The following is a 23,904-nucleotide window of genomic DNA, read 5'->3' as shown; positions in this document are numbered from 1 at the left end:
ATTTTAAAAAATCACATTAGTAGCAGTTAATTTGAGCCCCTAAGTTCCTCGCAGCAATCGCCCAAAGGTCTACGAAGCTCTCCCCACACGCCCCGCACCAGCCCAAGCGAATCCCCGGAGGGGACAGCGCCCCATAGCACGTAGTCGCACAACGAGCCTCCGATAGCAGCAGTCCACTCCAGGGCCCATCGAAGCAATGGCCAAAAGTTCTTCGAAGCTCTACCCTCATGCCTCGAGCCAGCCTAAGCGAATCCCCGCAGGGGACAGCGCCCCCCAGCACGTAGCCCCACAACGAACCGCTCATAGCAGCAGTCCACTCCAGGGCCCATCGAAGCAATGGCCAAAAGTTCTTCGAAGCTCTCCCCACATGCCCCGCACTAGCCTAAGCGAATCCCCGCAGGGGACAGCGCCCCCCAGCACGCAGCCCCACAACGAACCACCCCTAGCAGTAGTCCGCTCCCATGCAGGAGCGCCACCGTAGAGCGGGCCCGTCAGGGCGGCAAGCGGCCCAGTTGCACGAACTACCTCGGGTGCTCGACAGCAGCAGTCCCCCGCAGCGTGTTTTCAGGTAACCCGGGTGCGCCTAAAGTAAGACGTACCCGAAGGGGGAAAAGCGTGCCACGCACAATTCCATAGCGCATTCCCGAAGGGAACAGCGAGCAGGAGCGCCTCTCTAACTCCAACGTTCCCCCAGTTTGCGGGAGTCCCGAGGGCAGCGGGCCCTCGGGGGCCCTCCCTTACGACAAGGGAGGGTTTGGGTGGGATGGGATAATTAACTGGCGCAGCTCTCACACTCTTCAATCGTCAGCGCGCGGCTGCGAACATAGTATGTCGACTTCAGGCCGGCCTTCCAGGCATGCAGATGCAGATCCAGGAATTCCGTCGCCTTGATGTCCGGGCGCACGTACAAGTTGAAGCTTTGCGCTTGGTCGACGTGGCGCTGACGGGCTCCGGCCATATCGATCGACCAGTGCTGGTCAATCAGGAAAGCCGTTTTATAGTACCAGATCGTCTTCTCGGACAGATCCGGCGCCGGGTTGGCGACTTTGTACGTCGTCTTCTCCTCGTAGGAGAGCAGCTCGTACAGCGGATCGATGCTCGCAGTAGAACCAGCGATGATCGAAGTCGAGCCGTTCGGCGCAATCGCGAACATCCAGGCGTTGCGCACGCCGTTTTTGCTGACATCCTCCGCCAGCTCGCGCCATTGCTCGGTCGTTACGAACTTGCCCTCGCGGGTACCGTCGGTGTAATTCCGGTGCGTGAAGTAGTTGCCGTTCTCCCAATCCGAGCCGGCGAACTTCGGATAGCGGCCTTTCTCTTTAGCCAGCTCCATGCTGGATTTGACCAGCAGGTAGTTGATTTTCTCATAGAGATCGTCGTTGTATTTAACGGCTTCGTCGGATTCCCAGCGGATGCCTTCTAGGGCTAGCAAATGATGGAGCCCGAAGGTGCCGAGCCCGATCGCCCGGTATTGGCTGTTCGTGTATTGAGCTTGCAGCACCTCAATGTTGTTGATGTCGATAACGTTATCCAGCATCCGTGTCTGAATCGGAACGAGTCGATCCAATACGCCAGCCGGTACGGCACGGGCAAGGTGGATCGAGTTCAGGTTGCAGACAACGAAATCGCCAGGGATTTTGGAAACGACAATACGGGTTTGCCCGTCTTTGGTCACCAGCTCTTCTTGCTCTACTACGGTCGGCGATTGGTTCTGCATGATTTCCGTGCATAGGTTCGAAGAGTAGATCATGCCGTGCGCCCGGTTCGGGTTGGCGCGGTTGACGGTGTCTCTATAGAACATGTACGGCGTACCTGTCTCCAGCTGTGATTTCATGATCCGTTTCATAATATCGATCGCCGGCATTGTAATTCGCGACAGCGTCGGATGATTGACCGCTTCCTCGTATTTTTCACGGAACTCGCCGCTGCCTGCTTCTTTGTCGTAGAAATCCTCCAGGCCTAGCGGGCGCCCGTTCTCGTCTTTCCAGCCCATCGTTTTCTTCACTTCGTGCGGGCAGAACAGATTCCACTCGCCGCGAGCTTCGACGGCTTCCATGAAAAGGTCAGGGAGGCAGACGCCGTGGAACACGTCATGCGCGCGCATCCGCTCGTCGCCGTTGTTCAGCTTCAGGTCAAGAAAAGCAAGGATATCCTTGTGGAACACGTCCAGATAAACCGCGATGGCTCCTTTGCGGGTGCCGAGCTGGTCGACACTGACCGCCGTGTTGTTCAGCTGGCGAATCCACGGGATAACGCCGGAGCTGGTATTTTTGTGTCCACGGATGTCTGAGCCGCGCGCGCGAACCTTGCCGAGATAGACGCCGATGCCGCCGCCCATTTTGCTGAGGCGGGCCACATCTGTATTCGAATCGAAAATACCTTCCAGCGAGTCGTCCACCGTATCGATGAAGCAGCTGGACAGCTGTCCAGCGACTTTTTTACCGGCATTGGACATCGTCGGCGTAGCTGCGGTCATGTAGATGTTGCTCATCGCCCAGTAGGCTTCTTTTACATAGTCCAGACGCTTGTCTGCAGGCTCCTGATGCATCAGGTACATGGCGATAACCATGTAGCGCTCTTGAGGCAGCTCCATCGTACGCCCGTCGAAATCGGTCGCCAGATAGCGCTCAGCGAGCGTCAGCAGGCCGATATAATCGAACAGCAGGTCGCGGGTCGGGTCGATTAGTTCTCCAAGTTCCTCAATTTGCTCCTTCGTATAGCAATCAAGCAGCTCCTCGCGGTAGATGCCTGCTTTGCACAGCTCGGTAATGAGATGGTAGAACGATCCGTAAGGCTCTTCCGGATACGCTTTGTAACGGCGGTTGACCGCTGCCTTCTTATATAAAGTAGTGAGCAGGGCACGGGCCGCGGCAAATTTCCAGTCCGGTTCGTCCTTGGTGACGAGCTCCAGGGCGGACATCGTAAAGGCGCTGCTGATTTCCTCGCCAGTGACGGCATCATGTCTCAGCTTGGCGGTAACGCCGCGCAGCAGACGCTCCTTATTGAGTGTATGTAATCCCTCCAGAATACGGTCGGCATAAATGCCGAGACGGTCATTGTCGAACGCAAGCTGGCGGTTGTTAGGTTTCGTTACGAGTGAAGGCATGTTAATATTCCTCGCTTTCCTGAAATGGGATAGGCATTTTTCAATCATTGTTGCAGTGATATTCAAATGTGATATTGCAAATTTTTAATGCTTAAATTGAAGATATTCGCCGAAAAAAGAGGCGCTTCATAGAGGAGCTCCAAGATCAACAATTGTAATGCTGCGATCAAAAGGAAGATGTCTTGAACACTCGCTTATGAAAGAACGCCTGTGACGACAAAAATAAAATACAGATCATAATTATACTAGAAAGGCAGCCAGCTAGAAAGAGAAAGTTGGTTGCCATAAGACAACGTTATGATGCGAAAGGCTTGCCGGTATATCTATCAGCCTTTGATTCGAGCTGCCGCGGTAGAGCAGGGAAGGGTCCCGCAATTCATCGACATAGCGCCCGTCCACCAAAACTTGGCAGCGGCTTAACAGTCCGTATTCCGGCGACTCGGCGTCTTGATTCAATTCCTCAAATGTATATCCGCTGTAGATCCAAACGGATAACGGCCCTGTAGCCTCACGCAAACGATCAAGGAAAGAACTGACCTCTGCTGCCGAGAAAAAAGGGTCTCCGCCAAGAATCGACAGTCCACTGAGCAGCGGGTTGCCGGCGATATCCCGGATGATTTCCCGTTCCCGCTCCGGGGTAAACGGCTCGCCGTAATTGAAATTCCAGGTGGCCGGACTGAAGCAGCCCTTGCAGTAATGGCGACAGCCGCTTATAAAGAGCGCTGCCCGCAGTCCTTCGCCCTCATTAATCGATTCCGGGTAGTAGCCGCAAATGTTCATGTCGAATGCTTCAGGCGATCCCGGACCTCGGCCTGTTTAGCCGCATTGAAGCGGGTCTGGAAATCTCCGGTCAAGTAACCGGTCACCCGCCGCAGACGGCGGATATGGACTTCCTGCTCACTGGCATTGCAGGATGGGCATACAGCGCCAATAATTCCTTCAAAGCCGCAGCCGGAGCAGCGGTCGATCGGATGATTGATGCTGAAATAGCTCACCTGCTGCGACAGCGCGAACTGAATGATTTTCAGGAATGCGGCCGGATTGCTGCGGGCGTTGCCGTTCAACTCAATGTAGGAGATAGCCCCCGCATTGCACAGCCCGTGGAACGATGCTTCCAACTCGATTTTTTTAGCCGCGCTGATGTCATAGTATACCGGAACATGAAAAGAGTTCGTATAGTATTCGCGATCAACGACACCTGGAACTTCCCCATAGGTTTTGCGGTCGTTCTTTGTAAACTTGCCGGATAATCCTTCGGCTGGCGTAGCGAACAGAGTAATGTTCAGGTTATGACGCTCGCTCTGGCGGTCGCAGTAGTCGCGTATAAAGGCGATCAAGTTATAAGCCTTCTTATATATGTCGTCATCTTCGCCATGATGTTTGCCATACATGGCTTTCATGCATTCCGCGAGCCCGATGAAGCCGATGGACAGACTGCCATGCTTAAGCAGTTCTCCAACCGGTGCATCGGGATGAAGCTGCTCGCCGCCTTCCCATACGCCTTCCCGCATCATAAAGTCAGAGGCCTTCGCCTTCTGGGACGATTGAATCTGGAAGCGGTGCAGCAGCCCGTCCAAAGCGATATCCATATAACGCTCCAGCTCGCGGTAGAAGCCTTGTTCATCTGCGATTTTTCGCTGTCCTAACATAATGCCATGCTCGAGGCCCAGCTTGACCAGGTTCAAGGTGTTAAAGGATAAGTTTCCTTTGCCGGAAAGGCGGTTGCGGCCAAACCGGTCGCTCAGCACCCGCGTGCGGCAGCCCATCGTAGCAAATTCTGTATCCGGATTAGCCGGGTCATAATACATCAGATTGAGCGGGGCGTCCAGGTTGGCGAAATTCGGATACAGCCGCTTGGCCGAGCATTCCGCCGCTTTCAGGAAGAGCTCGTAGTTAGGTTCGCCCGGCTGCTGGTTCACGCCTTGCTTACATTTGAAAATTTGAATCGGGAAGATCGGTGTTTCGCCGCTGCCCAGCCCGCGCATCGTTGCGGTAAGCAGGGAGCTGATGACGAGCTGTCCTTCCAGCGAAGTGCAGGTGCCGTAGTTAATGCTTGTAAAAGGAATTTGTCCGCCAGCGCGGCTCGACATCGTATTCAAATTGTGGACAAGGCTTTCTGACGCCTGCAGCGTTTCGGTCTCGGTCTCTTTAACCGCGTATTTGAAAGCCCGGGGATATTGCTCCCTAAGATCGCCGCGAGCCATATGAATCTCGCCATAATTTCCGTCCTGATCGCCTTCATCGAAATAGTCCAGTCCCTTGCGGAAATATTTGATAAACGATTTGGTCACATAAGGCGCCAGGTCGTGATCCAGCTTGTTGGCGGATACTCCGCCATATTGCGCATTTTGCTGGGATTGAAAAATAATCGCCACAAGCGCCATCGCCGTCATAATCGAGTTCGGCGGTCTGACGCTGCCGTTGCCCGTATTGAAGCCTTCACGCAGCAGCTTGTCGAACGGAATAAAAATGCAGTTCGTCGTTCCGATCGCATATTGATCCAAATCGTGCACATATACGTAGTTGTCTTGAATCGCTTGAACGAGCTGTTTGGGCATCACAAAGTGGTTTGCATACCACTTGGCGTACTCGCTGCCGAACTTGCTCATTTTGCCGGAGAAGCTTTCGCCGTTTAAATTGGCGTTTTCCCGCAACACTTCGAGATTGCGGCTTTCCACAATTTCTTCCCCTAATGTAATAACTTCCTCTAGCATATCTTGGCGGCTTGTGTAAACCTGATTCATAATCGCCATAACAAAGTTTCCCTCCCGAAAAACTACACATTATAATCATAAACATTTAAAGGGCATTCCCAACCATCGCAAGGTTGGAAATGCCCGTATGCATATTGAAAGTCATCAGCATCATCCCTATAAAAAGGCTGGATGTTTATGTAAGCTGCATTCGGACACCTACCTGTTCCTCGCAGGTTCATTTAGTGTCGCTTAGAAGCGGGCAGGTCTCCTGGCTTCCGGACTCTTCGTCAGCGCCTTCCCGCAGCAGTGAACCTCTGCAGTGGCTTCTTGCCGGCGAAGCGTTTAAGGTGCAGTTTGCTGCCCCTCCTGGCGTCCGATTACAGTGGCGGGACCGCAGCGGCTTTGCACCGCACTTCCCTTTTAAGCCCCAGCCTTGCATATAAGACTGGATCACCCGTTTCCACTATATTTGGTTGTCTGCAACTAACATTACCCCAATATGTAGTGTTTGTAAACAGATATCTTCACCAGCCGAGGGATGAAAAAGTATGAAAAACTGGTGAAAGCAATCCTGATGCGGCGAGTGGGGGATGGATGGATACATTAACAAATTGTGAACATTTATCGCGGCAACTCCTGGTCGTATTTTTTACGCAGCTGGTTCAGCTGCTCTAATTTCCGCAGGTGCTGCTCCTGGTTTTTCATCCCGGCCGCGACGATCAGGTTCTCTATCAGGAAGGTCGGAGCGACCATCGAATGAAATTCCCAAATCTCGCCCCGGCTCGCATACAGGGTCACGTCGCTTTGGCCTGAGAAGTCGGAGACAAGGCGATCGGTAATGATTACTGTGCGGTAACCGCATTGTTTGGCATGGTCTGTGATCACTTTGGCTTCCGGCAGCAAGCGGACGAAACCGAAAAGGACAACGACGTCTTCGCCTGTTATATGGAGCAGATCCTCGAACAGCTCGCTGCCCCCCCGATCAAGGCGATGGATGGACAGGCCGAAGCGGCTGAGGCGGTAATGCATCAACTGGGCGAGGCCGGACGAGGGACCCGGAGCGTACAAATATACTCTGCGCGCCGTGACAAGCGCATCCACAGCGGCGTCAAATGCTTCCTGTGAATAATGCTGCAGCGTGCTCTCCAGATGTTCGATGCTGGAGGCAAGAAATTGTCCGGGAAAGGATGCCGCGTTGGCTCTATCCATGATGTTCTTCATCTTGGCGGCAGGGGTAACCTCCAGATGCTCGCGGAGCTGGTTTTTGAAATCTTTGATATTTTTAAAACCGACAGAACGCCAAAACCTCGATACGGAGGCGATGCTGAGTCCCAAGTTGTCCGCGATTTCCTGTTCGGTCAGAAAGAGGACAGTTTGCATGTTCTTCTGGATATAGTCGGCAATTTTATATTGACCTGGGGATAAGGATTCTAAATTCCAGTCCAAGTTCATGGGGTAACCTCGCTTCCTAAGGATGAATTGATAGCTTTAGATTAACATATCCGCAGGGGGGCGGTAATGAGAATTTAGCTCGAAATGATATATTTTTTTCATTAAACAAATTTATGAAATAATTTTTACATACGATTTACAAGATATAGCAGCAGCATTAATATTTCCTTCCTATAGTGGAGCTATCTGAAACCAGGAGGGGAAGCTAGTGGCTCAATTAAAGCAAAGGTATGTATTAACCCAGTCTCAGAAAATGATGGTATTCATTCTATCAATGTCGCTGTACGGTTTGTCGAATATGATCACCGAGCTGATTCCGTCGATTCGGCTGGGTCCGATTGAGCTGTCGGTCGAATATTTCGCGTTCATTCCGCTGACGCTGTGCATTTTGTTCCATCCGTTCTACGCGGCGGTCGGGGCAGCGTTGGGCGAAGTTATCTTCGGAGAGATCATGCTGGGACAATTCGGCGGACTTGGCGAGCTGGAGAAGTTCATCGGATTCTCGCTGGCGATGTTCATCGCCGGGACGCTGGTGAACGATCCACGAAACCGCAGGCAGGTTGGCGTCGCGGCGATGATGGGAGTCATCATTCACCAATTTATCAGCTGCGCGGTCGATATTGGCAAGGTATGGATCGGTGTGGAGGAATTCGAGGCGGTGCCGGGATTGGCGCAAAGCGTTGTGGTGGTTGAAGGAGTGGCCTTTCTGAACGATGTATTGTTCTCAGGCATTCTGTTCGCGCTGCTGCCGACGTTGTACCTTGTGCCTCGTTTATATGGAAAAATCGAACCGCTGCTTGGCATGAAGCCTAGAAATAATAAGATGAAATATTCACTCGGTGAAATTATGGCACCCAGATTAATCGTCGTTTCCGTAATACTGGCCGTTCTGGCCGCTTTAGCTGAATTCCTGGCTGAATCAGACATGGCACTCGTTGAATGGGATGCCGACTTTCTGGAGAGTATCGGCAGCTGGTTCATCTGGGTAAGCATCGGCGCTGCTGCCGCGGTGGCATGCCTTACGATTTGGCTGCTGGTTCGCAGAGGAAAACGCTCGGGTACGGCAGGCACCGGGATTTAAAACATAGTGGAGGTTAGGGCATGTATCAAGACAGGACACTATTGCAGGAGGCAGAGACAGCAGAGCCCAATTGGATCGTTTCGATCGATAACGTGACTTTTACATACCCGGGCGCGGAGGCTCCGGTGCTTAACGGGGTGTCCTTGCAGATTAAGCGCGGTGATTTCGTCGCCGTCATCGGCGGCAACGGGAGCGGGAAATCGACGCTGTGCAAGACGCTGAACGGATTGATTCCCCACTATTATGTCGGGGATTTTGAGGGGAGCGTCCGGGTGAACGGGCTGCAGACATTGGAGCATGATGTTGCCCGTTTGTCGCGTTATGTAGGTTACGTCTACCAGGATTTCGAGAATCAGCTTATCCGTCCGACGGTGCTGGACGACGCGAGCTTTGCTCCGCTGAATTATGGGTTCGAGGATTACCGGGCTCGCGGGCTGCGGGCATTGCACTTGGTGGATCTGACAGTGGATCCGAAGGAGTTCATCTGGCAATTGAGCGGGGGGCAAAAGCATCAGCTGGCACTTGCTGGAGCAATCTCGCTGGATCCGGATATCCTGATCATCGATGAGCCCGTGGCCCAGCTTGATCCTTGCCATGCAAGGGAGATCTACGATTTGCTGCGCAGCCTGAACGAGCAGCATGGCAAAACGATCATCGTTATTGAGCATCATACGGAGTTTATTGCCGAGTATTGCCGGCAGGTCGTGCTGATGGATCAAGGCCGGGCCGTATGGTCAAAGCCGGTGGAGGAGGCGCTTCTAGAGCTGGAGCAGCTGCGGTCCAGCCACATTTATCCACCTCAGGTCACCCAGGCCGCCGCCGAGATCGCTAAAGCCCGGGAACGGAATTCTGCTGGGATGGACGTTAGTTGGCCTAGTCTTGGTCGGGCCAACCTTGGTTTGCCGCATCATGCACCGTACCCGATTACGCTGGACGAGGGGGCAGCTTACTTTCAGCGGCTGCAGCAGCTGGAACCCCAGGAGGAGAGCGGCGGGGGGATCGGAATCACTGCTGATTTCGATGCTGATGCTGATGCTGGTATTACTCAAGCTAACACTGACGATAACACAGATACTAACCCGATCATTGAAGCCAAGCATGTCCGCTTCTCCTACCGGACGGTGAGCCGGGAGCGGAAGATGGTGCTTCGGGATGTCAGTGTAACGTTCAGAACAGGGGATCTGGTGGCCCTCGTTGGCAACAATGGGGCAGGGAAATCCTCTTTCATGCGGCTGATCACCGGGGTAACGAAGCCTGAAAGCGGCCGGATCGTTGTCAAAGGAATGGATACGGCTGCAACGACGCCCGAGCAGCTTGCCAATACAGTGACCTACATTTATCAAAATCCGGAGGAGATGTTCATTGAGGATTCGATCCGCAAGGATGTTGAATTCTTTCTCAAGGCTCGCCGGGTGGAGGGATATAAGGAGAAGGTAGACGCCATACTCGAGAGCTTCGGGCTGACCGAGCTGCAGCACCGGGACGGCCGTCTGCTCAGCGGCGGTCAGCAGCGACGCGCTTCGCTGGCAATCGGAGTCGCGATGAATCCGTCGGTGATTTTGCTGGACGAGCCGACCGCTAACCTGGATATCGCGACCCGCAAAGACATCACACGCCTGCTGCTGCAGTTGAACCGGCATGTGGAGACAGTCATTGTGGCAACTCATGATATGCAGCTGGTAGCGGAATGGGCCAACCGGATTATCGTGATGCATCAGGGCGATATTATCCGGGACGGAACGCGGGAATCGGTATTCGGCGATGCCGGACTGCTGGAGCAAGCGGGGCTGCGGGCGCCGCAGATTTTGGAGCTCAGCCGCAGGCTGGGGATGACGCCGCTCAGCTATACGGTAGACGAATTCGCGCAGCGCTGGAACGAGTCGAGAAAGGAGGCGGCGGGGCATGGAGTATGTTCGTAAGCTAATGGACCGCGTATCGGTGGAAGGGGTCAAAATCGAGCTGCTCAACACGGCCTATGGCAACGGCAATACGTTTTTGGCCAAACTGGATCCGCGGACGCTGTTCCTCTGGTATTTGTATTTCGGCATCGCTCCCTGGTTCATTCACAGCGAGGTACTGCTGCTCGGCATGTTCCTGCTCTTGGTCGTCACGACGATGATGTCCCGAGTGAGTCCGTTGATCATTGGCATACTTTGTCTTGGTTTATTAAGCCAGGCAGGATATTTATTCATCGTATCCTGGCTGTTCGGCGGGGGAGGAGAGACGATTTTGCCCCTGCTGAAGCTGACGATGAAGCTGTCGGTCATTTCGATGGCCAGCATTACCGTATTTTGCTCGATGGACCCCGAGAAGCTGAGCGATGGGCTGCTTCGCATCGGCGTCCCTAAGCAGGTGTCGTTCGGCATCGCCTACGGCTACCGGATGCTGCCAAGTCTGGTGGAGGAATATCACCATATTTTTCTCTCTTTCCGGCTGCGGGGCGTGGCACCGAGGAGGCATGGGCTGCTGTACTGGAGAAGCATCGTTTATTTTTTGAAAATAGCGGTGCTGTCTTTTTACCCATTAATTCTGAGCATTGCCAAACGCACGCGTACTACGGTGGAAGCGCTGGAGGCCAAAGGCTTCTCGTACGCCTACCATTCCCCGGAGGCCAAAAGAATCAAGCTGTCGTACATGAAATTTACCGCCCGTGACGCCGTGTTCCTGCTTGGCTCGGGATTGTACGTTGTACTGCTTCACGTTCTTGCAGCTCAAATCTCCATATAAATGAATTATACGGATAGTTTATTATCAAATACGAAGGAGAATCCGATGAGAATAGATTTGCATACCCATGTCAAGCTTGCCAAAAAAACAGTCTTCAGCCACGCTTATTTCAAGGAAATGATGGCCGAGGCGGGAAAGAACGGGCTGGATGCCGTCGCCATGACAGAGCATTTCAACACCTGGCGGTATGAGGAGATTTATGAACTGCTGGACCGGCATTATCCCTATGAGCAAGGCTACTACCTGGCCGAGGGGATGAAGGTGTTTCCCGGCATCGAAGTGGATATTCAGGAGACAGGGCATATTCTGATTATTGGCGACCGGGAGCGGATATTGGCTTTGAGGCAGCGCCTGGAACCATATACCGAGAAAGGGCGGTTCATCGACTTCCAGTCGCTGCTGGATTGGAGTGAGGGACAGGGCTTTTTACGTATCGGCGCACATCCTTTCCGGATCAGCACGCCACTGCATCATTTGCCGGATGAACTGCTGCGGCGTCTGGACGCTTTTGATCTGAACGGCAAGGATATTTATGCGCAAGGCTTGGAGGCCTATCGTGCTCAACTCGATGAATTTGCACAGCGTCTGAGGCGTCCTGTTGTCGGGGGCAGCGATACGCATCAATTTATGCAGTATGGCAGTATTGTTAATAGCTTTGACGAGGAAGCAGGGACGGCAGAGGAACTGCGCGACCTGATCCGGCAGGGGGCGTATCGGATTGAAGTTTCGCCATGCCTGCATGCGAAGGTGAAGTCAGCGAATGTGATCAAGGCGCTGTTAAAGAAGGAGCTGACTGTCTCCGAAGAGAGCAGTGGAGATTTGCGGGAGCTCGGGGAAATGGCGTAAGTAAGCGAGCGCAGATCACTATAGGCAAGGTACAGGGCCTCTTCCGGGTGCGGGAGCGGCCTGTACTGCATTCCTGCATGCTGATCATGATAAGGTACTGTGTATGGGAGGGCGGCTATTTGAAAAGAAGGGGTGGAAATTGTTACAATAAGAAGCAGTATGAATGTCAATTAAAAAGTATGGAACGTTATTATACGAAGGAGGGAGCAGTATGGCGATTGTAGAGGTAACAGTGATCCCTATCGGGACGGGGTCGACAAGTTTAAGCCCGTACGTAGCTGAGCTGCAGCGGGTATTGGAGAAGCAGGAGGGCATCCAATATACGCTCACCTCGATGAGCACAATTATCGAAGGGCCGCTGGATAGCGTATTCGCTGCGATTCGTGCGATTCATGAGTCGCCGTTCCAATCGGGTGCTCAGCGGGTGTCCACCTCGATCAAAATCGATGACCGGCGCGACAAAGAGAGCTCCTCTGAGCAGAAGCTGCGTTCGGTGCAGGCGAAGCTGCAATAAATTCCTGATTTTGAGGACTTGCAAAATTTTCAGGTCGAGTTATAATGTTTTTTGTTTCCACTAAATTAGTGAATGTGCTGGTGTAGCTCAGTTGGTAGAGCAACGCATTCGTAATGCGTAGGTCGGGGGTTCGAGTCCCTTCACCAGCATCTTTCTAAAGTCAATCACAGCGCGGCTTCCGAGGTTTTCGGGGGCGCGCTGTTTTTGCTAAAAAACCTATTCTTCTACCATTCTTCTACCCTCTATTCAACTAAAGTGTTATTTTCGGTACGAGCTTGTTCTCCAAGTATGGATGAACCGTAGTTTTTTAATACTGTTTCTTGGAGGTTTGGCAGTACGTGATTATTCGGTATTTTAATTAATATTTGCTTGCAAAATGCAATTAAATATTATATAACATAAAAGAAAAGTACTGGAAGGTGAGTCGATTGGAAAACTTACGTGATATGTTTCAGGGTATGACTCGTAGATTTGGCTTGCTCAATAAAGTATGCTGCACTGCTGGCGGACTGGATATCTCCCTAATTCAAAGTCATATCCTATATGAGATAGATAAGCAACATCAACCCAGCATGCAACAAGTAGCTGAAACACTCGGAACTGATATCACAACATTTAGTCGCCAGATTCAAAATCTAGTTAAGATGAAGCTTGTTCAAAAGACACCAGATCCTAACGATCGACGTATATATATTTTATCCCTGACGATTGAAGGGAAGTTTATTGCTGAAACGATTGATCAACAAATGAATTCGTTTTTAGCTGAGGTATTCTCCCATATGAATGAGTTTGAGCGCCAAACGGTGATTCGTTCCATTCAATTACTAAATGATGCCATGGCAAAATCAAAAGCGTGCTGCTCACCATAAATGCAGTGAGTGATCAATGTCATATAGTTGCAACTTGCAAGTTATAATTCCTGCCTGAAAGTAAACAAGGAGATGCAATATATGAAGGGGACTAATAAATTAACCGAGGGCCCAATTACACCTACGCTAATGAAATTAACTTTACCGATTATTGCTACAAATTTCATTTCTACGACCTATGGCCTTGTGGACATGATATGGGTAGGAAGGTTGGGAAGTGATTCAGTAGCAGCGATAGGGACAGCTAGTTTTTTTGTGAACTAAGCAGTTGCTTTGTCCACGCTAGTATTCATAGGTACGGGGGTCAAAGTTGCACACAGCATGGGTGAAGGCAATACAGACAGAGCTATGACGTATATAAAGAATGGATTTGTGATGTCCGCACTACTTGGCATATTATATATGTTATTTATTTTCATCACGAAAGATAAGCTCATAGGTTTCTTTGTACTTGCAAATGCGGAAGTTGAGCTAATGGCTAAGCAGTTTTTAGTCATTTCTATGATCGGCCTCATTTTTTCGTTTATAAATACATTATTCAGCACAATCTTAAACTCCTTGGGCAATAGCAGAAAACCATTTCAGATTTTCACTATCGGTTTCCTTGTTAACATTATTCTGGATCCCTTATTAATTTTCGGATTTGGATCTATCAGAGGATTAGGTGTGGTCGGGGCAGCCATTGCAACAGTAACAGCAAATCTCTTAGTCACTTCTTTATTTCTGGTTTATACAAGAAGCTTGCATCTATTTCCCAAAGGAGTCGCATTTCAAACAACTCAGATGAAAGAAGTTATTAAGATGGGCATCCCTATTACCGTACAACGGGTTACTTTTATCATCATCTCCATTCTGATCGCCAAGATTATCGTGCAATGGGGAGCGGGCGCAATTGCAGTGCAAAAGGTCGGTATTCAGATTGAATCGATTTCCTATATGACAATTGGTGGGCTTCAAGGAGCTATTGCAGCTTTTTTGGTCAGAATTACGTGGCAGGGAAACCAATATTCAGCATCGTTTTGACAGCTCTTCGGATACCGATGGCGATTGTACTTTCGGAACCTTTTGGATTGAATGGTGTATGGTTTTCGATTGCGATCAGCAGTGTGCTTAAAGGAATCGTACTAGTATGCTGGTTTGTTGGATATCTCCGTAAAATGGATAAGACCTTAACTTATAATGCCTAATAATTATCGAAGGAAGGTGCTCAGTATGGTTTTGATAAATCAAAATTTATTACAGCTTATTGTGGATAATAATCTACATAGGGGGATTCTGCAAGGCAAATTTGGGCTTGAGAAAGAGAATGTTCGAGTCGACAAGCAGGGAAAACTAGCGCTTACTCCTCATCCTAAAGCGTTTGGCTGCAAAGTTGACAATCCTTACATCAAAACCGATTTCTCGGAAAGCCAAATTGAAATGATTACTCCTGTGTTTCATTCGATCAAGGAGACTTATCAGTTCATGGAGGCGCTTCATGATATCGTAACCGAGGAATTAACCGATGAGTATTTGTGGCCAAGCAGCAATCCACCTGCGTTACCGATGGAGAACGAAATTCCTATTGCTATAATGAATAATTCAGATGAAGATGAGTATCGAATTGAGTTGGCTCATAAGTATGGGCGAAAAAGACAATTGTTAAGCGGGGTTCATTATAACTTTTCATTTGATGAGGAGTTCCTCAGAAAGCTTTATGAGGCTTTGAATAGTAAAGAAGACTACAAGGATTTCAAGGACTCATTGTATTTGAAAGTAGCCCGAAATATATTGAAATACCGTTGGTTGCTCATCTATTTAACAGGAGCCAGCCCTGTTTTTAATAAAACTTATATCGATAAATGCGTCAACTTAAGCAGCCATCTAGACAAGGAAAGCCATTATTTTCCAAACATGAACTCACTGCGAAATAGTGTGTGCGGCTATCGTAATGATAAGCCATATTATGTGTCATTCAACTCGATGGAGGAGTACGTCCGAGACTTGCAGAGCTTAGTCCAATCTAAGGAATTGTTGAGTGTAAAGGAATTTTACAGTCCAATTCGCATGAAGCCTGCCTATGGAAATCATATGCTTCAGGAACTTAAGCAAAATGGCGCTGCCTATTTGGAATTACGGATGATTGATTTAAATCCGCTTAATAAAATTGGAATCAGTCAGCAAACTATGCAATTCATACATTTATTTATTATTTATATGTTATTAATACAAGATGACCCTTTTAATAAAGCCGAGCAACAAATTGCAAACTCTCATGTAGATACGCTTATGGTACAAGGGATTTATGGAAAAATGCTTGTAGACGAAAGTGACGAAAATAAGGTAACGATGCAGGAGACAGCTGTTTTATTAATGAATGAGATGGAGAAGATGCTGCAAATTCTAAACCCAGAAGATGAGGAATTAAGAAATGTTCTTCGCAAGGGGAAAAATTGTGTTTTAGATCCCAATCTCAGCTATGCATCGATGGTTAAAGCTGAAATTCAAAGCTCTTCCTATTTGGCATATCATCTAAATCAAGCGAAAAAATTTGCCGATAGCAGTCTAGAAGCCAATTATAAGTTTCCGGGTTATGAGGACTTGGAATTGTCCACACAACTATTATTAAAAGCTGCTGTGAAACGCGGAATTACGTTCGAACTTATTGACCGTGAAGAAAACTTTGTGGTTTTGAGCAAGGGGGATCAAAGGGAGTATGTCAAACAAGCAACGAAAACATCTCTGGATTCCTATAGCACAGTTTTAATCATGGAGAATAAAATCGTAACAAAGGAAATACTAAAAAAGCACGGAATTCGTGTTCCCGGCGGGGAAGCCTATCGAAGTCTTCAAGACGCTCTGGCCGATTATGCAGCAAATCGCGGCAAGCAAATTGTTATTAAGCCAAAATCAACGAATTTTGGGCTGGGCATTACGATTTTTACAAGTGACTACTCCATGGAGGATTATAAACACGCTTTTGAAATAGCATTTGAGTATGATCGCACTGTGCTGCTTGAAGAATTCATGACCGGCAAGGAGTACCGTTTCCTTGTCATGGGGGATGAGGTCGTTGGTATTCTACATCGTGTTCCTGCCAATGTGGTTGGAGACGGCGTACACACCATTGAGCAGCTTATCCATGAGAAGAATAAAGATCCTTTAAGAGGTAAGGGGTACCGAACGCCCCTTGAAAGGATTAAATTAGGCGAAGCTGAAAGGATGTATTTGAAGAATCAAGCTAAAACACCAAATGATATCCCTAATATAGGGGAAGTCGTCTTTTTACGCGAAAATTCAAATATTAGTACGGGTGGGGATAGTATTGACTTCACTGATGAAATACCGGATACCTATAAGCAGATTGCTATTCGATCGGCTAAGGCAGCTGGAGCAACGTTTTGCGGTGTCGATATGATGATTGATGATATCGAATGTGAAGCATCGGAACAGAACTATAGCATTATTGAGATCAATTTTAATCCTGCGATTCATATTCATTGCTATCCATATCGCGGGAAGAATCGCAAGGCAGATGAGAAGATTCTTGATTTGTTGTTTGGGAGATATCCGAATGATTGATACAAAAATCTATGCGTTGGAGCAGTGAAGGGGCCTTAAGTTAAACTATAGGTCTCTTTTGCTCACCAGAGGGTACAAGACGCATGCGGTAGTGGATTCAGAAAAAGAATTTTTGGGGGAAGGCTCTTGAAATGAAGCGTACTTTAAATTAGTATATAAGCATAAGATTATATGATGGTATCGTTTTTCATTCTTATTTACGAAAGAAAGGGATGAAGCTAATTGGAGGAATTGATTAATATTGCCGAGAAGCTTAAATTGCTTGGTGATAAAACTAGGCTTACCATGCTGACACTCCTTAAAGATAGAGAATGGTGCGTTTGCGAGTTTGTTGATATTTTTGATATGTCCCAGCCTGCAATCAGTCAGCATTTAAGAAAATTAAAATCTCAAGGGATTGTTAATGAAGATAGACGTGGCCAATGGGTCTATTATTCTTTGAATGTGGAGGATAAGCCGTATATCAAGGCGGTGTTAGATGAGATGCCAAGCTCTCAAGCGATACTTTCAGCATTAAATAAAGAGATTAATTGTATTTGTGGATAAGAATATTTAGCAGAGGATGGAGGATACTAGTCCACATCTTCGATCGCAATATAAGTATATAATTATATAGCGATGTATTCGGTTGTTGCTATTTTTTTTTGGGGGGGGGGGGGGAAATATTGTTGTCCGTTGTCCTAGCTAGCTTAATTTTTATTGTTACATTAGTTCTTGTCATTTGGCAGCCTAAAAAACTATCCATTGGATGGTCGGCTTGCGGAGGTGCTGTATTAGCGCTTCTTGTTGGAGTCGTTGACTTTCAGAATGTGTGGGATGTTACCCGGATCGTATGGAATGCTACGTTGGCCTTTGTGGCGATTATCATCATTTCGTTGATTTTAGACAAAATCGGGTTCTTTGAATGGGCTGCACTACATATGGCGAGTGCGGCACAAGGAAACGGTATACGTATGTTTGTCTATGTATCTGTTCTTGGTGCTGTAGTTGCCGCATTCTTTGCGAATGACGGCGCTGCGCTGATCCTGACGCCGATTGTACTTGCGATGGTTCGGGCAATTCAATTCGATGAGAAGAAGGTATTCCCTTTCATCATCGCGAGTGGCTTTATTGCCGATACGACCTCGCTTCCGCTTGTTGTTAGTAACCTAGTAAATATTGTATCGGCAGATTTCTTTGGGATTACCTTCATCGAATATGCTAGCCGTATGATTGTTCCCAATTTATTTTCTTTATTGTCTAGTATTCTTGTACTGTACTTGTTTTTCCGCAAAAGTATACCGAGGAAATTTGATGGCACACAGCTTAAACAACCATCCACGGCGATCCAGGACCCTCAAATGTTTCGTGCTTCCTGGATTGTGCTAGGGGCTCTGCTTATCGGTTACTTTGTGTGTGAATTTATCGGTATTCCGGTATCCATCGTGGCTGGAGTTATAGCAATAATATTTCTGCTGCTGGCAAGAAAAAGTCCTGCCGTGCAAACAAAGGAAGTACTGAAAGGTGCTCCATGGGCGATCGTATTTTTCTCGTTAGGCATGTATGTCGTAGTATATGGCCTACGCAATGCAGGTCTCACTGATCTTCTTGCCAATGTTATTCAGGGCATTGCTGACCAAGGGATGTTTGCGGCAACCATGGGAATGGGATTTATTGCGGCGATGATTTCATCTCTTATGAATAACATGCCGACAGTTATGATTGATGCATTAGCCATCGATGCTACAAATACGTCAACGGCCATTAGAGAGGCGTTAATTTATGCGAACGTTATTGGTTCTGATTTAGGCCCTAAAATAACGCCTATTGGTTCACTAGCCACCCTGTTATGGCTGCATGTACTTTCATCAAAAGGCGTGAAAATCAGCTGGGGTACGTACTTCAAAACGGGGATTATATTGACAATCCCAACATTATTTATAACCCTTTTGGGCTTATATATTTGGTTAATACTACTTTAATTTCGTAAAAGGAGAGAGTGGAAATATGAAAAAAAAGGTACTTTATTTCTTATGTACAGGTAATTCTTGCCGTAGTCAAATGGCTGAAGGATGGGCGAAAAAACATCTTGGAGATGACTGGGAGATTTACAGTGCAGGTATTGAAGCTCACGGTCTAAACCCCAATGCTGTCAAAGCTATGAGTGAGATAGGTGTCGATATTTCAAATCAGACTTCAGATATCATTGACCCTCAGTTGTTAAACAATTCGGATTTGGTTGTAACCTTGTGCGGAGATGCGGCTGACCGTTGTCCGATGACTCCTCCGCATGTTCGTCGCGAGCATTGGGGATTTGATGATCCTGCTAAGGCTCAGGGAACCGATGAGGAGAAATGGGCTGTATTTCAACGTGTTCGAGACCAAATTGGTGAACGTATTCGAAAATTTGCTGAAACTGGTGAATAATGATCTAATGCCGAGAGTATTCACGGCTTCACATATTAATCTTCAAATGAGACTGATGAAAGCCTATGGCAAGATTGATTTGGGGAGCAAGAACCGAATGGAAAAACACGTTCGCAACAGCTAAACAGAAGGGGAACTAATGGACTGAATATTAACGCCCTACCGAATGTTTTACCGACTTAGAATCCCGTATAAAACTTAACAGAACCTAAAACCCCATTGTATCCGTTGTTTTCCGACTTCTAATACCTTATAAACCCCTTTAGAACCATACGGAAACGCATTCGTAATGCGTAGGTCGGGGGTTCGAGTCCCTTCACCAGCATTTTTCTAAAGCAGGTGTGCAGCGCGGCTTCCGAGATTACGGGGCTGCGCTTTTTTGCGTGAAAAGGGAAAACTGGCTCATACTCTGCTGATAAGATATAGCTAGGTTGATAGACACCTTGACCGTTTGAAACTAAGTAAATATAAGCATATTTTGGTATAATGGAGCTTGTACATGGAACTGGCTTAAAAGGACGGTCGGCTAATCTCCCGGAAGGGAGGTGATGCCTGTGGAGATTAAAGATGCTTTGACGATGATGATCAGCTTTGGAGGGCTTATTATTGCTCTGTTGACGCTGGTTGTGGCTATCGTTGTAGCAATTAATCAAAACACAAAGAAATAGACCGCCCTAGGGATTAGGATTGCGGTCCATTTCGATTGCATTAAATCCTACAGCCGACCGCTCTTTAAAGCGGTAAGTGTACGGGGGGCCGTGTTGCTGCACGGCTCCTTAACTATTTTTATCATAGCATAAGCATATTTATACCTCAACCTGGGAATTCCATTTTATCTTAACGGTTATTTAGAGTGAGTCTAAAATTCAATCTGTAATACTATCTAACTTCTTTACCCACCCACTATCATTCCAAATATCGGGGTTATCGATCGTTTGACTTTCTCCACGCACCATGAAATCATAACTATCTTTTGCACCCGTATACCAATCAACAATGACTAATTTGCCATTTAAATTACGTACAAGAAACTCAGTGACTTCACCATAACCACCTACAGTCATATTAACTTGCACAGGTAATTTTATATAGAGAAAACCTCCATCCGCATCATCAATATATTCTACTTCCCAAGCGCCAATATCAATATTCTGCACCAGATCATCAGTTAGATTGTTCTTTACATGCACATCATATTGGGATTGAATTTTTTGTTGCGTATACTGTTTAAGGTGATCGTTATCGATAAATATATCCAAATTAATGTCCGAGCCGTTCCAAACCGCTTTATAATATTCAGTCAGCGCTCTCACACACATTTCATAAGCCGTTTCAAAATCCTGATCTGATAGTTCGCCTTCAATTTTAGCTGCATAACTGGAAGAAGAATCTTGTGATATATTCCGTTCAGTGCTGGGCGTAATTTCAGTGTTTATAGCACTGTCTACTCCCGAGACTACAGGCGTATTGTATTCGTTATTGCCATTGGTTTTGTTTTGACTACATCCAACTAATACAAGTCCAATGGCTATAAAAAGCATAATAAGTCTTGTCATTACATCACTTCCTTCCTAAGAAGAGTAAAGAGATCTTACTACAAATAAGCTAACCAGTATTATTCTCTCATCTATTATATACTTGGGGTATTTTATAAAAGACGGGCAAAACAGTAGATCAGGCAGTTCAAGCGAAATTCCGACAAATCTGGCGTAGGCTTTGGGCTTAGATAACTTTTTAATAATGATCAAGAAATACAGGAGTCATATACCAATCTTTAGATCCATAGTTATTGTCATAAATACTCCTTACATCCCTAGTTACTCCTTGTTCAATAAGTAATTTTCTGAAGCGCTGACTAATAAATAGCGGATGATAGACGAAGCTTCCATTACTGACCCATTCATTTAACAAATATAGGTCATCTGTATGAGTTTCAATAACAGTCTTGTCATACAGATAAGGGTAGATGATTTTTCCTTTTACATCACATACATGGCATCTTTCTTTTGGTTCCGATACAAAATAATAGTAGTTCTTTTTTGAACTTAAAGAAGGGAGGGGGTTTTCTACAACAAGCTGATATGCTGGTAAGGAATTCTCTGGCTTACCTCTATGTATTACTTCCTTGAAATGATAGCCCGTTATATTCGATCTTGCCATAAGATCAGCCATTTTTTCTGATACTACCCAAAACATCCCATCTAAGTTAATCATGTAGTGATTTTTCAATTTGGAAGTATCTAAAACTAAGTTTGATTCCAATGACTTTGTTTTTAAACCACAGGCCTCACAAAAGATATGGCTTTTAACGACTGAATACTTACTAGCTAAATTAGCTTGAGCTGAATTTCCGGATGAATATAAATTAAAAAACGGTGCCTTCTCGTACTCAGCGTCATTGTAACTAAATAGAATTTCTTCACCAATTTCATCAATAATAGGGAATTGATGAAGTAAACGAAGTCTAATCTCCTCCATTTTCTCAATCATGTTTTCTTCTGGACTGAAAGTGATTGGGATTAGGTACCTGATTTCTGACGAGCGAGCTCCTTTATCTGGGGAAATGACTTCAATAGCATATTCTCTAAAGAAACTTTCAATTTGTTTTGCGTAGGAATAATCGATAAAAAATCCTATTGTATTTGTTACTTTCATTTTCCTACCAACTCCTTGATGTTTAGGGTGAAACATTGAGCTCCGCCCTAATATACTTGATTTTATTGTTGGCCGCTACAGTTTGCGAAAAGGTGCCAACTCGGAGATTCTTCTATAGATAAGCTAAATGTTTTTATTCTACTCCTCTGAAGCGAGAACCACCCTTGCTGCTTCTATGAAAGATAAAATGATGGGTGAAAGCCACTTGTCTTTATGCCATGACATCTGAGTATACACGTGCAGGTCAGGAATTTGCCAAGGAAGGGCAATAAGTTCGCCTCGCTCCACTTCGGCTTTCACTACGATTTCTGGAAGAAAGGCAATACCGATTCCCGAAATGGCACATTGTTTAATAGCTTCGGCACTTTGAAACTCTAAATACGTAATGGTATCAATGCCCGAAGATTAGCCGAACTCCCGGATGCTGTGAACGAAATCGTTGAAAAACAGCTGGAAGCCGATAGGCGCATATAACTTCATTGGCACTTATCGTTAGGGTTCCGGTTAGATTTTCATTGTCATGAACGACGTCGCGCGCTTCGTCCAATTTGTTTAGAACGTCTTGGATATGTGTTAAAAAGCGTTTACCCTCAGTTGTGAGAACGAGCTGCTTACCCAAGCGGTCAAAGAGACGAACACCAAGCTCATCCTCCAATGCTTTCATTTGCATCGTGACGTTGGAGGGGACGTAGTTCAGCACTTCCGCAGCCCGAGTGAAATTTAATGTTGATGCCACCGTGCGGAACGTAATCAGTTGGCGTAATTCCATCATCCGGCCCCCCTTTTTTACCTTCAATATTATTGAATACTACTATGAATTCTATTCACTTTTATTGAGGGTATCACAGAACTATACTAACAACAAGAAAGGCACTTTAAACTCGTATGGCTTTATTTAGAAGGGAGAGACAGTACGATGGATTATGAGATTTTTGATTTGGGTGACGTCACGTTGCAATCCGGAGTGACGTTGCCGGGCGCTTTTCTTGCTTATAAGACTTATGGAACATTGAATGATAAGAAAGATAATGTCGTCGTATATCCAACTGCGTTTGGCGACACGCATGTTCAGAATGAATGGCTGATTGGAAACGGCATGGCACTGGATCCGGGAAAATACTTCATTATCGTTCCAAATCTGCTGGGCAACGGATTATCTTCGTCTCCTAGCAACACACCTACCCCATTTGATAGGGCTAACTTTCCACAGGTAACCATCTATGACAACGTTCAATTCCAGCATCGGCTGGTGACCGAAAAATTCGGCATACGCAGGATCGCTCTCGTAGTTGGATGGTCCATGGGAGGCATTCAATCCTTCCAATGGGGGGCAAGTTATCCCGACATGGTGGAACGAATTGCACCTTTCGCCGGAGTGGCCAAGACATGGCCCCACACGCATGTGGTTCTGGGCGGAATGAAGGCTGCGCTCATGGCCGCAGTCCGCTTCGATGCAAGGAAGCTAAGCCAGTTGACTCCTGCAGATATGCGCGCCGTTGGCCGTGTCTATGCGGGATGGGGCGTATCTCAGGCGTTTTACAGGGAGGAGCTTTTTCGTGAACTGGGATTTGACTCCTTGGCAGACTTTATGGCTGGCGTCTGGGAAAATAGCTTTATGCAGATGGATCCGCACAATGTACTAGCCATGTTATGGACTGGCCAAAACGCGGATATTAGTGCGAACCCCGTCTATAACGGAGATTTCGATAAGGCGCTTAGAAGCATTAAAGCGCTGGCCTGTGTCATGCCAGGAAGCACGGATCTTTTCTGCACGGCGGACGATAACGAATACGAGGCTAAGCGTATGCCTAACGCTGTTTTTCATCCGATCGAGTCGATCTGGGGCCATTTTGCCGGCCGCGGGATCAACAGTCCTGATAATCAATTTATTGATGACAATCTGAAACGCTTGTTGGCGCTTAGTACAGAAGGAAGGATAGATCATTAAGTTTAATCTTTAGAAAATGCATTATAAAATGCGTAGGGCAGGG

General features: G+C 47.2%; 19 protein-coding genes, 1 tRNA gene, 2 pseudogenes and 1 riboswitch. Of the genes and pseudogenes, 14 read left to right on the top strand and 8 right to left on the bottom strand.

All coding sequences use genetic code 11. From position 1 onward, the window contains the following. Positions 1–16: 16 nt before the first annotated feature. From G358_RS32810 to G358_RS0100985, 5 genes are all read right to left on the bottom strand, one after another. Entirely contained in the window at positions 17–304 is a 288-nt protein-coding gene (locus G358_RS32810; protein WP_157274219.1) for a hypothetical protein, read from the bottom strand. Positions 305–772: 468 nt separating this feature from the next. Then, the gene (locus G358_RS0101000; protein ID WP_019635332.1) at positions 773–3,106 is read right to left on the bottom strand and encodes a ribonucleoside-diphosphate reductase subunit alpha; all 2,334 of its coding nucleotides are present in this window, start codon (positions 3,104–3,106) and stop codon (positions 773–775) included. Positions 3,107–3,367: 261 nt separating this feature from the next. Then, positions 3,368–3,886: an anaerobic ribonucleoside-triphosphate reductase activating protein gene (gene nrdG, locus G358_RS0100995; protein WP_019635331.1), complete on the bottom strand. Its 519-nt coding sequence runs from the start codon at positions 3,884–3,886 to the stop codon at positions 3,368–3,370. After that, positions 3,883–5,859, bottom strand: coding sequence for an anaerobic ribonucleoside triphosphate reductase (locus tag G358_RS0100990; protein ID WP_019635330.1), 1,977 nt, complete (start codon positions 5,857–5,859; stop codon positions 3,883–3,885). The genes nrdG and G358_RS0100990 overlap by 4 nt, the downstream gene beginning before the upstream one ends. Positions 5,860–6,043: 184 nt before the next feature. Further along, a riboswitch (cobalamin riboswitch) is annotated at positions 6,044–6,275 on the bottom strand. Positions 6,276–6,423: 148 nt separating this feature from the next. Then, entirely contained in the window at positions 6,424–7,254 is an 831-nt protein-coding gene (locus G358_RS0100985) for a MurR/RpiR family transcriptional regulator (protein WP_019635329.1), read from the bottom strand. Between the two features lie 208 nt (positions 7,255–7,462). Here G358_RS0100985 and G358_RS0100980 point away from each other — a divergent pair, with 208 nt between their 5' ends. The 13 genes and pseudogenes from G358_RS0100980 to G358_RS32030 all read left to right on the top strand — a co-directional run bounded on the left by G358_RS0100980 (position 7,463) and on the right by G358_RS32030 (position 19,926). After that, complete coding sequence (locus tag G358_RS0100980; protein WP_019635328.1) at positions 7,463–8,335, top strand: DUF8171 family membrane protein; 873 nt, start codon at positions 7,463–7,465, stop codon at positions 8,333–8,335. A 20-nt stretch (positions 8,336–8,355) separates the two neighbouring features. Beyond that, on the top strand, positions 8,356–10,254 hold the full coding sequence (locus tag G358_RS0100975; protein WP_019635327.1) for an ABC transporter ATP-binding protein: 1,899 nt from the start codon (positions 8,356–8,358) through the stop codon (positions 10,252–10,254). Further along, the gene (locus tag G358_RS0100970) at positions 10,238–11,062 is read left to right on the top strand and encodes an energy-coupling factor transporter transmembrane component T family protein (RefSeq protein ID WP_019635326.1); all 825 of its coding nucleotides are present in this window, start codon (positions 10,238–10,240) and stop codon (positions 11,060–11,062) included. Before G358_RS0100975 ends, G358_RS0100970 begins: the two co-directional genes overlap by 17 nt. Positions 11,063–11,107: 45 nt before the next feature. Then, positions 11,108–11,908 (top strand): PHP domain-containing protein, encoded by an 801-nt coding sequence (locus G358_RS0100965; protein WP_019635325.1) that lies wholly within the window; start codon positions 11,108–11,110, stop codon positions 11,906–11,908. Positions 11,909–12,119: 211 nt separating this feature from the next. Continuing rightward, positions 12,120–12,422, top strand: a complete 303-nt coding sequence (locus tag G358_RS0100960) for an MTH1187 family thiamine-binding protein (RefSeq protein ID WP_019635324.1) — start codon at positions 12,120–12,122, stop codon at positions 12,420–12,422. A 76-nt stretch (positions 12,423–12,498) separates the two neighbouring features. Further along, positions 12,499–12,571: transfer RNA gene (locus G358_RS0100955), tRNA-Thr, on the top strand. A 279-nt stretch (positions 12,572–12,850) separates the two neighbouring features. Then, on the top strand, positions 12,851–13,291 hold the full coding sequence (locus G358_RS0100950) for a MarR family winged helix-turn-helix transcriptional regulator (RefSeq protein WP_019635323.1): 441 nt from the start codon (positions 12,851–12,853) through the stop codon (positions 13,289–13,291). 72 nt (positions 13,292–13,363) lie between these two features. Continuing rightward, a pseudogene (locus G358_RS32035) lies at positions 13,364–14,314 on the top strand (MATE family efflux transporter). Positions 14,315–14,503: 189 nt separating this feature from the next. Next, positions 14,504–16,852: a bifunctional glutamate--cysteine ligase GshA/glutathione synthetase GshB gene (gshAB, locus tag G358_RS0100935; protein ID WP_019635320.1), complete on the top strand. Its 2,349-nt coding sequence runs from the start codon at positions 14,504–14,506 to the stop codon at positions 16,850–16,852. Between the two features lie 222 nt (positions 16,853–17,074). Further along, positions 17,075–17,398, top strand: a complete 324-nt coding sequence (locus G358_RS0100930) for an ArsR/SmtB family transcription factor (protein WP_019635319.1) — start codon at positions 17,075–17,077, stop codon at positions 17,396–17,398. A gap of 119 nt (positions 17,399–17,517) precedes the next feature. Next, on the top strand, positions 17,518–18,813 hold the full coding sequence (locus G358_RS0100925) for an arsenical efflux pump membrane protein ArsB (protein WP_019635318.1): 1,296 nt from the start codon (positions 17,518–17,520) through the stop codon (positions 18,811–18,813). Between the two features lie 25 nt (positions 18,814–18,838). Further along, a complete protein-coding gene (arsC, locus tag G358_RS0100920; RefSeq protein WP_019635317.1) occupies positions 18,839–19,258 on the top strand; it encodes an arsenate reductase (thioredoxin) in 420 nt (139 codons plus the stop codon). A 554-nt stretch (positions 19,259–19,812) separates the two neighbouring features. Beyond that, positions 19,813–19,926, top strand: coding sequence for a putative holin-like toxin (locus tag G358_RS32030; RefSeq protein ID WP_019635316.1), 114 nt, complete (start codon positions 19,813–19,815; stop codon positions 19,924–19,926). Positions 19,927–20,124: 198 nt separating this feature from the next. On the opposite strand, the gene G358_RS0100910 is transcribed toward G358_RS32030, so the two are convergent. The 3 genes and pseudogenes from G358_RS0100910 to G358_RS31155 all read right to left on the bottom strand — a co-directional run bounded on the left by G358_RS0100910 (position 20,125) and on the right by G358_RS31155 (position 22,682). Then, on the bottom strand, positions 20,125–20,814 hold the full coding sequence (locus G358_RS0100910) for a hypothetical protein (protein ID WP_019635315.1): 690 nt from the start codon (positions 20,812–20,814) through the stop codon (positions 20,125–20,127). A gap of 178 nt (positions 20,815–20,992) precedes the next feature. Then, complete coding sequence (locus G358_RS0100905) at positions 20,993–21,913, bottom strand: hypothetical protein (RefSeq protein WP_019635314.1); 921 nt, start codon at positions 21,911–21,913, stop codon at positions 20,993–20,995. Between the two features lie 138 nt (positions 21,914–22,051). After that, a pseudogene (locus tag G358_RS31155) lies at positions 22,052–22,682 on the bottom strand (LysR family transcriptional regulator). A gap of 147 nt (positions 22,683–22,829) precedes the next feature. On the opposite strand from G358_RS31155, the gene G358_RS0100895 reads away from it, so the two are divergent. Then, positions 22,830–23,861: an alpha/beta fold hydrolase gene (locus tag G358_RS0100895; protein WP_019635312.1), complete on the top strand. Its 1,032-nt coding sequence runs from the start codon at positions 22,830–22,832 to the stop codon at positions 23,859–23,861. Positions 23,862–23,904: the final 43 nt, after the last annotated feature.

It is taken from the genome of Paenibacillus fonticola DSM 21315, assembly GCF_000381905.1.
GTDB lineage: Bacteria > Bacillota > Bacilli > Paenibacillales > Paenibacillaceae > Fontibacillus > Fontibacillus fonticola.
The sequence above is the reverse complement of the archived record's forward strand: the minus strand, read 5'-3'. Positions and strand labels throughout refer to the sequence as shown.

Bases quoted from the DNA above. Each gene is read 5' to 3' on its own strand.
- arsC (WP_019635317.1), top strand. From the start codon at position 18,839: ATGAAAAAAAAGGTACTTTATTTCTTATGTACAGGTAATTCTTGCCGT.
- G358_RS0100895 (WP_019635312.1), top strand. From the start codon at position 22,830: ATGGATTATGAGATTTTTGATTTGGGTGACGTCACGTTGCAATCCGGA.
- G358_RS0100905 (WP_019635314.1), bottom strand. From the start codon at position 21,913: ATGAAAGTAACAAATACAATAGGATTTTTTATCGATTATTCCTACGCA.
- G358_RS0100965 (WP_019635325.1), top strand. From the start codon at position 11,108: ATGAGAATAGATTTGCATACCCATGTCAAGCTTGCCAAAAAAACAGTC.
- G358_RS32810 (WP_157274219.1), bottom strand. From the start codon at position 304: ATGAGCGGTTCGTTGTGGGGCTACGTGCTGGGGGGCGCTGTCCCCTGC.
- nrdG (WP_019635331.1), bottom strand. From the start codon at position 3,886: ATGAACATTTGCGGCTACTACCCGGAATCGATTAATGAGGGCGAAGGA.
- G358_RS0100985 (WP_019635329.1), bottom strand. From the start codon at position 7,254: ATGAACTTGGACTGGAATTTAGAATCCTTATCCCCAGGTCAATATAAA.
- G358_RS0100970 (WP_019635326.1), top strand. From the start codon at position 10,238: ATGGAGTATGTTCGTAAGCTAATGGACCGCGTATCGGTGGAAGGGGTC.
- G358_RS0101000 (WP_019635332.1), bottom strand. From the start codon at position 3,106: ATGCCTTCACTCGTAACGAAACCTAACAACCGCCAGCTTGCGTTCGAC.
- G358_RS0100990 (WP_019635330.1), bottom strand. From the start codon at position 5,859: ATGGCGATTATGAATCAGGTTTACACAAGCCGCCAAGATATGCTAGAG.
- G358_RS0100975 (WP_019635327.1), top strand. From the start codon at position 8,356: ATGTATCAAGACAGGACACTATTGCAGGAGGCAGAGACAGCAGAGCCC.
- gshAB (WP_019635320.1), top strand. From the start codon at position 14,504: ATGGTTTTGATAAATCAAAATTTATTACAGCTTATTGTGGATAATAAT.
- G358_RS0100910 (WP_019635315.1), bottom strand. From the start codon at position 20,814: ATGACAAGACTTATTATGCTTTTTATAGCCATTGGACTTGTATTAGTT.
- G358_RS0100960 (WP_019635324.1), top strand. From the start codon at position 12,120: ATGGCGATTGTAGAGGTAACAGTGATCCCTATCGGGACGGGGTCGACA.